The 13,751-nt window shown below is 39.0% G+C and carries 9 protein-coding genes; 7 read left to right on the top strand and 2 right to left on the bottom strand.

The window, feature by feature from the left end; translation table 11 throughout:
* The first annotated feature begins 48 nt into the window (after nucleotides 1-48).
* The 3 genes from RHP56_RS06590 to RHP56_RS06580 are packed head-to-tail and all read left to right on the top strand — an operon-like array spanning nucleotide 49 to nucleotide 3,905.
* Nucleotides 49-1,128, top strand: a complete 1,080-nt coding sequence (locus RHP56_RS06590) for a carbamoyl phosphate synthase small subunit (RefSeq protein WP_011680066.1) — start codon at nucleotides 49-51, stop codon at nucleotides 1,126-1,128.
* Entirely contained in the window at nucleotides 1,109-3,610 is a 2,502-nt protein-coding gene (locus RHP56_RS06585; RefSeq protein ID WP_102753187.1) for a carbamoyl phosphate synthase preATP-grasp domain-containing protein, read from the top strand. The genes RHP56_RS06590 and RHP56_RS06585 overlap by 20 nt, the downstream gene beginning before the upstream one ends.
* Nucleotides 3,603-3,905: a DUF7671 family protein gene (locus tag RHP56_RS06580; protein ID WP_011680064.1), complete on the top strand. Its 303-nt coding sequence runs from the start codon at nucleotides 3,603-3,605 to the stop codon at nucleotides 3,903-3,905. The genes RHP56_RS06585 and RHP56_RS06580 overlap by 8 nt, the downstream gene beginning before the upstream one ends.
* Nucleotides 3,906-3,925: 20 nt before the next feature.
* Here the strand turns inward: RHP56_RS06580 and RHP56_RS06575 are convergent, their stop codons facing one another.
* Nucleotides 3,926-5,134, bottom strand: coding sequence for a multidrug efflux MFS transporter (locus RHP56_RS06575; RefSeq protein ID WP_014324896.1), 1,209 nt, complete (start codon nucleotides 5,132-5,134; stop codon nucleotides 3,926-3,928).
* A gap of 315 nt (nucleotides 5,135-5,449) precedes the next feature.
* Between RHP56_RS06575 and RHP56_RS06570 the strand changes: the two genes are divergently transcribed.
* Together RHP56_RS06570 and dtd are read left to right on the top strand one after the other, a co-directional pair.
* Nucleotides 5,450-7,687, top strand: a complete 2,238-nt coding sequence (locus RHP56_RS06570) for a RelA/SpoT family protein (RefSeq protein ID WP_042250305.1) — start codon at nucleotides 5,450-5,452, stop codon at nucleotides 7,685-7,687.
* A 160-nt stretch (nucleotides 7,688-7,847) separates the two neighbouring features.
* Nucleotides 7,848-8,297, top strand: a complete 450-nt coding sequence (gene dtd, locus RHP56_RS06565; protein WP_084014435.1) for a D-aminoacyl-tRNA deacylase — start codon at nucleotides 7,848-7,850, stop codon at nucleotides 8,295-8,297.
* Here the strand turns inward: dtd and plsY are convergent.
* Nucleotides 8,291-8,905, bottom strand: coding sequence for a glycerol-3-phosphate 1-O-acyltransferase PlsY (gene plsY, locus RHP56_RS06560; protein WP_084014434.1), 615 nt, complete (start codon nucleotides 8,903-8,905; stop codon nucleotides 8,291-8,293). The two genes, dtd and plsY, sit on opposite strands and share 7 nt — an antisense overlap.
* A gap of 176 nt (nucleotides 8,906-9,081) precedes the next feature.
* Between plsY and parE the strand changes: the two genes are divergently transcribed.
* Nucleotides 9,082-11,145 (top strand): DNA topoisomerase IV subunit B, encoded by a 2,064-nt coding sequence (gene parE, locus RHP56_RS06555; RefSeq protein ID WP_014324893.1) that lies wholly within the window; start codon nucleotides 9,082-9,084, stop codon nucleotides 11,143-11,145.
* A 142-nt stretch (nucleotides 11,146-11,287) separates the two neighbouring features.
* A complete protein-coding gene (parC, locus tag RHP56_RS06550; RefSeq protein WP_011680059.1) occupies nucleotides 11,288-13,726 on the top strand; it encodes a DNA topoisomerase IV subunit A in 2,439 nt (812 codons plus the stop codon).
* Nucleotides 13,727-13,751 lie beyond the last annotated feature (25 nt).

The raw sequence follows: 13,751 nt of genomic DNA, 5'->3' as shown, positions 1-13,751 counted from the left end.
TATACAATACTGTCTATTTGTATACAGCAGTTTGGAGAATTATAGCTTATGATTAGACATTTAATCCTAGAAGATGGCACGGTTTTTGAGGGCCTTGGCTTTGGTGCACCTGCCACCACTTTTGGGGAAATCATTTTTCATACGGCCATGACTGGTTATCAAGAAATTATCACAGATCCAATTTACGATGGGCAAATGATTGTCTTTTCGATGCCTGTTATCGGGGCAGCGGGTATTCATGCTGAGGCTTATGAATCAGTGAAACCAATGATAAGAGGAATGATCGTACATGATTTGGCTGAGGTATCAGTTAATCGGCAACGTCGTATGAATTTAGATCGTTTCCTGAAGCAACACAATATTCCTGGATTGTATCAAGTTGATACACGAAAATTGATCAGACATTTGCGAGAAACTGGGCCACAAAAAGCTACAATTGTTGACTACGCTGATGATCACGCAGTAGATCAATTAGTAGCGACAGTTTTAACAAATAAACAAGTCCAAAATACAGCGACCTCTAAGCCATATGCTAATCCCGGGCGTGGTCGTCATATTGTAGTAATAGATTTCGGTTTAAAACATGGTATTCTTCGCATGTTAGGGGATTACGATGCCAATGTTTCCGTTTTACCATATACAACAAGTGTTGATGAAGTATTAACCTTAGATCCAGATGGCATTATCCTATCTACAGGCCCTGGCGATCCGCGCTCACTGCCAGAAAGTGTTCTTACGTTGATCAGAGTATTGCAAACAAAGGCGCCGTTACTGGGTATTGGCTTGGGCCATGAATTATTTGCTTTAGCCAATGATGCAACATTGGTGGCACTCCCATCTGAACATCACGGCATGAACCATCCTATTCAAGAAATTATTTCTAGGCAAATTTTTTATGCAATGCAGGGCCAAGGGTATGCGGTTGACGAAGAATTACTTGACCATAAGAAATTATTTGTTACCTATCGTGATTTAGTAGATGGTGCTGTACAGGGACTGCGTCACCGTGATTATCCAGCTTTTAGTGTACAGTTTTTCCCAGATGCCGCTCCAGGACCATATGAAGCGACAGCGGTATTTGCAGATTTTTTTGAAACGGTAGAAGATTATGTCGAACATCACAGCTAAAAATATTTTATTCATTGGTGCGGGATCAAATGATTTTGGTCTTGAATCGGAGCATGATGCAGCCATTTATCAGGTCATGCCCGAATTAAAGGGACATGGTATTAATGTCTTTTTAATTGACGAAAACCCTTACGCATTGTCTCTAGAAAGTTTAGCGTCTGAAACAATTTGGAAGCCTTTGACAGTTGAAAACGTTAAACAGGTTATTAAGCATAACCATATTGACACGGTGCTACCACTTTTTGGTGGCGTGCGCGCGGTAAGGTTATGGGCAGATGTTGTGCAATCATGGGAGCATGGGGACGGTTTAGTACCTCAAACTCTTGGCTTGAGCATTGATATGTTACTAAGGATTAATAATCTGGCTGATTTTACGAAGTTTATGGCAGAAGCTGGTTTACCAGTTATCACAAGCCATGTTGTCAAAGCGCAAGACGATGCAAACGAATTGTTACGTGAGCTTCAGGTCCCATTAATGATTAGATCTCTGCATCCAAAAAATACTAATACACGTCAGATGGTTGAGCGGTTAGATGAATTTGAAGAAGCAATTGATAACGCCAAAACACAGTCAATGACGCAAGAAATCATTATTTCTAAAGCCATAAATGGTTTGAAAGAAATTGGAATGGAAGTGTTACGAGATTTTCGCGGGAACAAGATGAAAATCGGTGCCAGTGAGGATATGGATCCAATTGGTATTCATACTGCTGATTCATTAAGTGTGTCACCAACATTAACGATTCAAGACCAAATTTTGGAAAAAATGAGGATGTATGCCTTCCAAGTTGCTGATTTATTAGAACTACAAGGTGTAATGCACGTTCAATTTGCCTTTGACGATACGACGGGTGCTATTTATATCATTAAGGTTTCACCCTATATTGATCAAATGTCTAGTCGTATGGCGCTTGTAACTGGATATCCAGTAATGCTAGTAGCCATTAACTTGGCGATGGGTATTGCGTTAGAAGACATTGTGCTTTCACACGATTTTGGTCAAAAAATGGCTATGATGGAACCGATGATGGATCATATCACGGTAAAGTTGCCAATTTTTCCATTCGGTGAGTTAGAGGAATCCAATGTTTCGGTGAATCGACAGCTGAATAGTATACAAAAGTCTGTTGGCTCGACGATTGGGTTTGGGCGTACATTCATTGAGGCTCTCGAAAAAGCCATTCGATCGGCACATTTTAACAATGCCACATTTTCACCAACAAATATGGCACATGTTAGTGATGACGCATTAATCCAGCAGCTAATTCATCCTGAAGATAATCGTGTGTTGCTACTCATTGAAGCCATAAAACGTGGTTACGAAATTGACGAGTTAGCCGAATTAACAAATATTGACGAATTTTACTTTTATCAATTAAGGCATCTATTGCAATTAGAACTTGAGATTGAAAAAGATGTAGACAGTATCGTGTCATTGCGGCGTGGTAAAAGGTATGGCTTATCAGATGGTCTAATTGCTCTTTTTTGGGATACCGATTTTAAAATTATTCGAGCCTTAACAAAGGAACACAACATTGACCCAACTTATAAAGCTTTAGAACCATCGGCCGGTGAGTTTCCAGAGAATGCACGTCAATATTACTCGACTTACGAAGAAGAAAATGAATCTGAACAGGTCAGTGATAATACTGTTCTGGTCATCGGTAGTGGTGCATTTAGACTAGGGGATGCTGCATCTGGTGGTTATGCGACAACCGTTGTGTTATCTGAACTACGACGTCTGCAGTACCATACTGTAATTATGAATAATAACGCTAGTGATGCAACGCTGATGCAAAATTTGGCTGATAAGCAATATTTGGAGCCATTGGAAATTTCAGACGTCATGAAGGTTGTTGAACTCGAAAATCCGATAGCCATAATTGTTCCAGGGAATCGACGTAAGTTAATTAAGGCATTACGCGAACTCAATCAGAACGTGTTGATTTTGCCAAAGGAAAAGCATACACCAAGTGGACCGGAAACAACACAAACTGAATTTGCCTTAAACGTATTTTCTGATGGGCATCAAATTTATCCAATTAACATCACCCAACACATGGTCGGTGAAATGCGAATTGTGCCACAAATTGTTGATTTGCCAAAAGAGCTAACACAAACACATCTGGAAAATCCAGGCGTGTACCAGGTAATATGGTGTCAAAATGGTAATGACTGGGTAGATCATGTTGAAGTCTCAAACATCAGTTATGATACATGGTTACGTCCTATGCCATTTGGACAAGTTGCCTTTATAAGCAAAGTAATGCAGGTTCAGTGGCTACGTATGACAGTTCGATCATTGTTAGATCGGATGACGGAGCAAGATAGAAAGTTATTGGATAATGTTAATAAATTGACACTACAAACAGATGTCCGCTTAGTGGCTTCCAATATTGATTATGAGCTCCACTTGCAACCCACAGAGCCTATTGATGGTACAAGATTTGAATTAGGGGTGGGCATCAAATATTATGAGTAAAGACAAGTATGAAACACATCTGTTTACAGGTATTGTAGTTGAGCAGGATCTGTCAGGAAACTATGTTCCTAAAGATGGCGCGACTTTGCACAGGTGGCGAACTGGAAAACATACAAAAGGAAAGTACAAACATACTGGGCAAGTATTTTTGACAGAAAATAATCAAAGTGTTGCTGTACTATCACAAGAAAAATTATCTTTTAATAAGCGCCATGATTATGTGCCGTTACAAAGATGGACAGAAGCAACTGTTGACTTGAGAAAACTTGAAGCATACAAAAAGGATGAATCATAAAGTTCATCCTTTTTGTATGCTTATTTTCTCAAAGATTTGGTGTTAAAGTTAAACAGGATAGCATTCAATACGATTAACAAAGCACTGAAAATAAAAATACCTCGATAATCAAATACACTGGCTACTAGGGCACCAAACATTGGACCCATGACACTTCCGATTGATTGGAAACTTTGATTATAGCTGAAGATTCGGCCAGTCATTGCTGAGGGTGAGTTTTTAGATAGCAAGGTCTGCACAGCTGGTAACATGGTGGCATCACTAATACCAATAATAAATCGAAATACCATTAGCATGAAGACACTTGTTACAAATGCTGTTGGGACTAATGCAGCGATAGCAATACAAAAACCAATTTTTATCATTCTGTGTGTACCCACGCGGTCACCAATTTTTCCAAACTGTGGAGCTGCAAAAACTGTTGCAATACCAGGCATTGCTGCCACGACACCGGCGAGAAAGGTAGTGTTGTTACTGTTGTTTGTTAACTCACGGACAAACAGACTGATAATGGGATTGATGGAGGTATTGACTGTTTGTACTAACATTGTAGTAATAAATAGTCCAAAAATTAATTGTTTGTTGGGTAGTGCGTGCCAGAGATCAGCTGTTGACGTTGGATTTGAATCAGCAGGGGCTACGTGAGGCTCCTCTTTAACAAAAAACATGGTCAGTATGAATACCAAAAATAAAATGATACCGGTGATATGAAAAGACATACGATATGAAACAACTGAAGCTAAAGTACCACCAAATAGTGGACCAAGTAAATTACCAGCTGTCATACCAGTTACCAAAATGCCAAGTGCGTGACCGGCGTGTTCTTTCGGGGTTTGTGTGGCAATTAAGGCATTTGAATTGGAAATATAGCCGCCCGTAGCACCTTGAAGGGCACGAAGAATGAATAATTGCCAAACATTAGTGACATACCCCATTAAAAATAGGACAATCGCCATACCAAGTGCAGCACGAAGCATCATTAATTTGCGACCTTTTCTATCAGCGAGCTTCCCCCATAAAGGGGACACGATCGCCATAACTAAAAATGACACAGAGAAAATTGCCCCAGAATAAAATGTTAGCTGATTTTTACTAAAATGGCCTAAGGTGTCAATGTACAAAGAAAGAAATGGCATGACTTCACTCAGAGCGATTCCTGTCATAAACACACCAAACCAAAGGACCAATACGTTACGTTTCCAAAGAGATTTTTCTTGATTTTTTGACATGACTAAGCACGTTATCTCCCTATTTTTAAATAATTAAACAAGTAAAGTTTATTATTTAATTTTAGCGCTTATGACCCACTCGTGCACAGATTTAAACGTGGCTTGTGAAAAAATTAAATTTTGCTTATAATGAGAGTACGCATTGTAAAGCGTTAATAAGGTGCAAATCGTTTTGTTAAGTGATTTTGTACTCTCCGGAATCCATGAAGGGAATTGTGTGCGACATCTTTGAAATCAGTGGATCTAGCTTGTTTAAGACAGTAGTGTATCAAACACTGAAACATGGATAAATGGTCACACATTATACGCTAAAATATGGCAAAAACAAAGCATTATACAGGACCGGAAGTCCTCGAGATGGTCGGACAATACATGTCCGAATCAGATACAAAAAATGTTAAAAAGGCCTACGAATGGGCGTCAGAGTTGCACAAGGAGCAGAAACGTAAGTCTGGGGAACCATATATTATTCATCCAATTCAAGTTGCTGGTATTTTGGCAGAACTGAAGATGGATACGGCAACGGTTATTTCAGGCTATCTTCATGATGTTGTTGAGGATACGACGGCTACGTTACAGGATGTTCGAGATAATTTTGGAGAAACAATTGCCCAAATTATTGATGGTGTAACGAAAATTAGTAAAATTCAATATCAAAGTTCACAAGAACAGCTTGCAGAAAACCATCGTAAGTTGCTTTTAGCTATGTCAAAAGATATACGTGTGATTATTGTTAAGTTAGCCGACCGTTTGCACAATATGCGCACTTTAGGCGCTTTACGGGAAGAAAAACAAAAGCGCATTGCAAAAGAAACATTGGAAATCTACGCGCCACTGGCTGACCGCCTTGGTATTAGTACGATTAAGTGGGAACTTGAAGACTTATCCTTAAGTTATATTGATCCCGAGCAATATTATCATATTGCTTCACTGATGAATATGAAGCGCGAAGAACGAATTAGCTACGTACAGGAAGCAGTAGAGCAGATTAATGGTGCGATAAAAGATCTTGAATTAAGTCATGTTGATGTGTATGGTCGTCCAAAGCATATTTACTCAATTTATCGAAAAATGGTGGATAAGCATAAGGCTTTTGAAGAAATTTATGATTTATTGGCTGTTCGTGTATTAACGGATTCGATTCCGGACACTTATGCTGTATTAGGAGCAATACACTCAAAATGGACACCGATTCCTGGCCGTTTTAAAGATTATATTGCATTGCCAAAAGCGAACGGATATCAAAGTTTACATACCACAGTTATTGGTCCTGACGGACGTCCATTGGAAGTGCAAATTCGTACGCATCATATGCATGAAGTGGCTGAATATGGAGTAGCTGCACATTGGGCATATAAAAAAAATCGGGGCTCAAATAAAGAGGCAAATGTCGATGATAACAGTCAGCAAGCCTTAAATGTCATCCAAGGCATATTAGAACTGCAAGAAAATGCCAAAAATGCCGAAGACTTTATGGATGGTGTAACGGGTGATTTGTTTTCTGATCGTGTTTATGCGTTTACACCTCGTGGTGATGTGTTCGAACTGGCTAAAGGTGCCGGACCGTTGGATATGGCGTTTTCAATCCATACAAATATTGGGATTAAAACAACTGGTGCAAAAATAAATGGTCGAATCGTACCACTGGATTATAAAATAAAAACCGGTGATATTATAGAAATTATCACTTCTGCTAATGCTAAACCAAGCCGTGACTGGTTAGAGATTGTTTCGACACGCCGAGCACGAAACAAAATTAAGCAGTATTTTAAGCAGTTGGATAGAGAAGACAACATCGCCGCAGCGCGTGAATTGTTAGCTAAAAACCTAAGAGACAATAATTTCAATCCTGCTGAGATTCTGACGCCAGAAAATATTCAAGAAACCGCAGATAAGATGCACTATCATACGCCAGATGATATGTTGGCAGCAATAGGATTTGGCGATATTGCTGTACCTGGTGTGGCTAATAAATTAACCGAAAAGATACGAGAGGCTAATGAGGAAGCTGCTACAGCAGAATTACAGCGTGAAATGCTGGAGGAGGGCCACGAAATCACTCGTGATGAAACAGCTTTCACCAAACGACAAAAATCAACGGCTGATGATATTGTTATTGCAGGAGTGGATAATTTATTAGTACGTTTAGGTCGATGTTGTACACCAGTTCCAGGAGACGATGTTAAAGGTTATATCACGAAGGGACGTGGTATTTCTGTTCATCGTGTGGGGTGCCCAAATATTCGAGCCGCTCAACTTCAAGGACAACGTCTTGTGGATGTACAGTGGGAAGATGAAAATGGCTCAAAACCTAATTATGATGCTGATTTGACTGTTCATGGTGAAAATCGCGGTGGATTGCTAAACGATGTACTTCGTAGTGTTAATGGACGAACGCGCTATGTTAATTCTGTTAACGGTCATGTGACAAAAAACGGGATGGCGCAAGTTTCTCTATCAATAGGTGTCAAAAATTCAGAACAGCTGACAGCAATTATGGATTCTCTAAACAATCTACCAGCAGTATACGATGTGGAACGCACATTTCATTAAAATATGTCAAAATATGTTGATAAGCCTCAAATAAAACAATTTTGAGGCTTTTTATGATAAAAATTGTGTCAAAACTGGAAGACGTTTGAAAGTTCTTGATACGATATCGTTTTTCACGTATGATGTTAGCAAGTAAATGTATTTTTAGAATGGAGATAGCATGAAAGTTGTATTGCAACGCGTAAGCAAAGCTAGTGTTAAAATTGACGACCAAGTAAAAGGAGCAATTAACAAAGGATATGTATTGTTAGTTGGCGTTGCTGACGGTGACGATCAAGTAGATATAGATTATTTAGTTCGGAAAATACATAATTTACGAATTTTTGAAGATGAAAGTGGCCGTATGAATCGTAGTATCGAAGACGTTTCTGGTGCTATTTTATCTATCTCACAATTTACGTTGTTTGCTGATACTAAAAAAGGAAATCGTCCAAGTTTTACCAAGGCAGGGGCACCAGAATTTGCGACTGTTATGTATGATCAATTCAATGCGACATTAAGGGAAAGTGGATTACAGGTTGAAACTGGAGAATTTGGAGCGGATATGCAAGTTAGCTTAACAAACGATGGACCGGTGACAATTTTATTCGATACAAAAAGCGCTCATTGAGCGCTTTTCTTGTGGTTATAATACCAGCCAAATGGTATAGTACTTTCTGTACCATTTCTGATTCGGGAAATATTTGTACGATGGCGGTAGAAAACAAAAATTGTTAATATGGTAGCAACTATCGTTAGTATCCAATCATGATAGTATAGTGATATTAGGACGGCGCATGAGAAACTAATCATAGAGCTCAGAGATACCATTGAACTAATTGACAATAAAATAACGAAAATACTAATAATGATGATGAAAAATATGGGATTATAGGCAAGTAATACACCAGCTGAAGTAGCAACTGCTTTACCACCTTTAAAGCCAATCCAGATGGAGAACGTGTGCCCCAGTATGGCACCAATACCCACTAACATTGGATTAATGCTACTATGGAACAATAAGGGAAGCAAGCCTGCTGCCGTACCTTTAAGCATATCAAGTGCCAGCACAGTTATGCCAGCTCGGATACCCAAAACACGGAATGAATTGGTAGTACCAATGTTACCTGACCCCTCATCGCGAATATCTTTATGGTAAAAGATTTTACCTACCCAAAATCCTGGGACTAGAGATCCGATCAAGTAAGAGAGTATAAACATTAATATAGTAGTAAACATAAAAAACCCCTTTAATATAAAAGCAAGTACAAGTTTACCATATATTTAAGTAGTATATGGCATAACTTATTGAAAATAAAATATTGACACTTGTCAGAAACAAGATTTTCATCTATGATAAAATAGATTGACATTAGCGCACGAACACTGGTTCGTGTATCGAAGGATAGATTAATATGCCAGAAAAAAATCATTATGATTCAGATTCAATAAAAATTTTAGAAGGACTTGAGGCCGTTCGTAAACGTCCAGGAATGTATATCGGTTCAACAGATGGTCGTGGTTTGCACCACTTGGTCTATGAAATCGTTGACAATGCTGTCGATGAAGCACTTGGTGGCTATGGAAATGAAATTCGCGTTACGATACATGATAATAACGCTATCACCGTACAAGACTTTGGCCGTGGGATGCCAATTGGCATGCATGAGTCTGGTAAGCCCACACCAGAAGTTATTTTAACAGTTTTACATGCCGGCGGAAAGTTTGGGCAGGGTGGCTATGCGACTTCCGGTGGGTTACACGGTGTTGGTTCTTCTGTTGTTAATGCATTGTCGGAGAGCTTAACGGTAACCATTGTTCGCGAAGGCCATAAGTGGCAAGAAGAATTCGTGAATGGTGGTAATCCAGTTGGTACCTTACGAGATTTAGGTAAAACTAAGGAACCAACAGGGACAACGGTTACTTTCAAGCCAGATGCGACAATTTTTAGTGCTACGGTTTATAAATTTGATATTTTAGCAGAACGTTTGCGTGAATCGTCATTCTTAATGAGTGGTGTTAAGTTTACGTTAACCGACGAAAGAGTTGATCCAGTTCGTGTTGAAGAATATCATTATGAAAAAGGTCTTGAAGCGTTTGTTGGTTTTCTGAATGAAGACAAAGAAACTATCGGACCAGTTATGACCTTTGAGGGTGAACAAGAGAGTATTGTTGTTGATGTTGCAGCGCAGTACAATGATGGTTACTCTGAAACACTTCTTTCATTTGTTAACAATGTCCGTACACAGGATGGTGGAACCCACGAAGTCGGTTTCCGAACTGCGTGGACAAAGGCTTTTAATGAATATGCACGAAAAGTGAACTTACTAAAAGATAAAGATAAAAACTTAGAAGGCACGGATGTCCGTGAAGGATTATCAGCTGTTATTTCATTGCGTGTTCCAGAACAGTTTTTGCAGTTTGAAGGACAGACCAAAGATAAACTAGGAACGCCAGAGGCACGTGGTATTGTTGACTCTGTGGTTAATGAAACTCTTGGACGCTTCTTAATGGAAAATGGTGACTTCGGACAAAACTTAATCCGTAAGGCACTTCGCGCGCGCGAAGCTCGAGAAGCAGCTCGTCGCGCCCGCGACGAAAGTCGCACTGGTAAAACTAAAGGGGCGAAAGATCGTCTGCTTTCCGGGAAGTTAGCACCTGCCCAATCTAAAAATGCTGATAAAAATGAGCTCTTTCTAGTCGAGGGTGATTCAGCTGGGGGCTCTGCAAAGCAAGGTCGTGACCGTAAGTTCCAAGCCATTTTGCCGCTACGTGGAAAAGTACTAAACACTGAAAAAGCTAAGTTAGCAGATATTTTAAAAAACGAAGAAATATCAACATTGATTTATGCCATTGGTGGCGGTGTTGGAACTGATTTTAAAGTTGAAGATGCTTCATTTAACAAAATTATCATTATGACAGATGCCGATGATGATGGCGCGCACATTCAAACCCTACTACTAACATTCTTTTATAAGTATATGCGGCCATTAATTGAAGCTGGGCGTGTCTACATAGCCTTACCACCATTATACCGCGTCAAGTACTCTTCCAAGAAAATAGAAGATCAATTTGCTTGGACTAATGATGAGTTAGAATCAATTACCAGTCAGAGTGATGCACGTTATGAATTAACACGGTTCAAGGGACTTGGTGAGATGAATGCGCCATTATTATGGGAAACGACAATGGATCCCGAATCAAGAACATTAATACGTGTTAAAATTGATGACGCTGTGTTAGCTGAAAAACGTGTCACTACATTGATGGGTGATAAAGTTGATCCGCGGCGTGAATGGATTGAAGCCAATGTTCACTTTACATTGGATGAAGCCGGGTCAATTCTAGACACAGTTGATGGGGATGACACAAAGTCTAGTGATGTTTTTGAAAAAGCGCGCAATCAAGAAACTGGTACAAAATTTAAAGAACAAAAAAATGTGCCAGTCATTAAGACTTGGCAGAATGGTGACGACTGATTTCACTTGTTACTAGATAAGAATAGCTAGCTATTCAAAATATGGTTAGGTTATTACTTAATATTTTAAATAAAACTTTTTATGACATTTATCTGTAATTAGTAATTTTATAGATGTTTTAATCAAGGAGAACCGCACTTAGATGGCAGATCGTATAACCGAACTCTCACTTGAAGCAGTGATGGGGGAGCGCTTTGGGCGCTATTCAAAATATATAATTCAAGAACGTGCTTTGCCAGACATTCGAGACGGATTGAAGCCAGTGCAACGGCGTATTTTGTTTGCAATGGATCAGGATGGAAACACTTATGATCATCCATATCGTAAATCAGCAAAATCTGTTGGTAACGTAATGGGTAATTTTCATCCGCACGGTGATTCATCAATTTATGAAGCCATGGTACGTTTATCGCAGGATTGGAAAGTTCGTGAGCCGTTGATAGACATGAATGGTAATAATGGTTCAGTGGACAATGATCCGGCTGCAGCAATGCGTTATACTGAAGCGCGATTGTCTAAAATTGCTGGTGAAATGATGGCGGATTTGGGTCAAGAAACCGTGGACATGGTTTTGAACTTTGATGACACAACTTATGAGCCAACAGTTTTACCTTCTCGTATTCCTAGTCTTTTTATTAACGGCGCAACTGGTATTTCGGCGGGATATGCAACAGAAATTCCGCCCCATAATTTGAAAGAAATCAATGCCGCATTAATCTACTTACTCGATCATCCAGCCGCTACTTTATCGCAATTAATGCGCTATGTAAAAGGCCCTGATTTTCCGACTGGTGGTATTGTTCAGGGACTTGATGGTATAAAAAAAGCGTACAAAACTGGACGTGGTAAAATCGTTGTTCGTGCTAAGACAGAAATATCTGATCTTCGCGCTGGCAAGAAGAAAATTGAAATTACTGAACTGCCTTATGAGGTTGTTAAGTCAAATTTGGTATCAAAAATTGATGCCATTCGATTAAATAAAGAAGTAACCGGCATTTCAGAAGTCCGCGATGAATCCGATCGCGAGGGAATGTCTATTGTTATTGAATTATCTAAAGAAGCAAATGCCAATGGTATTTTGACTTATTTGTTCAAAAAAACTGATTTGCAGATATCTTATAACTTCAATATGGTTGCTATTCATGATCAACGACCAGTACACGTTGGTTTGAAGGCTGGTTTAGAAGCTTTCCTTTCGTTCCGAAAAGAGGTTGTATTAAAGCGATCAGCATATGAATTGGCTAAAGCACAAGCACGGCAACATATTGTTGAAGGCTTAATCCGCATGCTGTCTATATTGGATGAAGTCGTTGCTACCATTCGAGCATCTAAGAATCGTAAAGACGCTACACAAAACTTAATTAATCGTTTTGAGTTTACACAAGCACAAGCTGAAGCCATTGTCACGTTGCAATTGTATCGATTGACCAACACAGATGTGACGCAATTAGAAGAAGAATTTTCCCAGTTGAATGATAAAATTAATTGTTTGAACCAAATTATTCACGAAGAGTCAGCATTGAAAGATGTTATTCGCGAAGAAATTAAGGCAATTACTAAGGCCTATTCTTCACCACGTCGCAGTGTTATTGAAGCAGAAGTTGAGAATTTGGTAATTGATACAGCGGTAACGATTGCTGAAGAAGATGTTCAAGTGTTAGTGTCACGTAATGGTTACTATAAGCGTGCATCTTTGCGTTCCTTTAAAGCTTCGGATAATGAAAATGGTCTGGCAGAAGATGATCTAGTTGTTTTCCAAGGAACCCTAAATACGACAAATCATTTGTTTATGTTTACCAACAAGGGGAATGTTATTTATCGACCGGTTCATGAACTACCTGATACAAAATGGAAAGATACAGGAGAACATTTTTCACAGCAACTATCGAACTGGGATAAAGACGAAGTGGTGATTAAAGCTATCGCTGTTGATAATCTCGAACAAGGTGGCGCATTTACAATAGTTTCAAATGATGGATTTATTAAACAAACTACTTTAGTAGATATTGTTCCCAAAGCTTATAAAAAGAAATCTTCGATGGCTATTAAGCTTAAAAAAGATGTGAGCTACGTTGTTAATGTTGCGTACTTCCAAAATGTTAAGCGCCAAAATGTGCTATTGTTGTCACATAATGGTGTTGGTTTACGATACGCGATAAAAGAGGTGCCAGAAATTGGTTCCCGTACCTCTGGAGTCAAGGCAATGGACTTACGCGATGATGACACGATTAAAGCTGCCTTGTTTATTACCGATGATAAACAAAGTGTTGCTATTGTTGCTGAAAATGGCGCCTTCAAGTATATGCCAGTATCGTTAATTAACCATTCAAAACGTGGTAATAAAGGTGTTCTCATTTTCACACAAAAGAAAACTGTAGCCTATAAAGTTGCCACAGCGACAATATTTGATAGCAATGTGAAAGCACTTTCTATTTTGACAAAGCGTTATCAAATTCAAGAATTACAATTAAGTGATTATCATGAATCACAACGTATTGGCAATGGACAATATGTCGTTGACACTGATAAAAATGGCGAACCGTGGATTATAAAACCGCTAACAATTTCTGAGACAAAATGATTAATTTTTGTTAAAATAAAAATAT

The organism is Leuconostoc sp. C5 (assembly GCF_056530425.1).
This window is presented reverse-complemented; position numbering and strand designations above follow the sequence as displayed.

What these genes read in the sequence shown, in the direction of transcription:
- RHP56_RS06590 (WP_011680066.1), top strand. Translation starts at nt 49, where the DNA reads ATGATTAGACATTTAATCCTAGAAGATGGCACGGTTTTTGAGGGCCTT.
- RHP56_RS06585 (WP_102753187.1), top strand. Translation starts at nt 1,109, where the DNA reads ATGTCGAACATCACAGCTAAAAATATTTTATTCATTGGTGCGGGATCA.
- RHP56_RS06580 (WP_011680064.1), top strand. Translation starts at nt 3,603, where the DNA reads ATGAGTAAAGACAAGTATGAAACACATCTGTTTACAGGTATTGTAGTT.
- RHP56_RS06575 (WP_014324896.1), bottom strand. Translation starts at nt 5,134, where the DNA reads ATGTCAAAAAATCAAGAAAAATCTCTTTGGAAACGTAACGTATTGGTC.
- RHP56_RS06570 (WP_042250305.1), top strand. Translation starts at nt 5,450, where the DNA reads ATGGCAAAAACAAAGCATTATACAGGACCGGAAGTCCTCGAGATGGTC.
- dtd (WP_084014435.1), top strand. Translation starts at nt 7,848, where the DNA reads ATGAAAGTTGTATTGCAACGCGTAAGCAAAGCTAGTGTTAAAATTGAC.
- plsY (WP_084014434.1), bottom strand. Translation starts at nt 8,905, where the DNA reads ATGTTTACTACTATATTAATGTTTATACTCTCTTACTTGATCGGATCT.
- parE (WP_014324893.1), top strand. Translation starts at nt 9,082, where the DNA reads ATGCCAGAAAAAAATCATTATGATTCAGATTCAATAAAAATTTTAGAA.
- parC (WP_011680059.1), top strand. Translation starts at nt 11,288, where the DNA reads ATGGCAGATCGTATAACCGAACTCTCACTTGAAGCAGTGATGGGGGAG.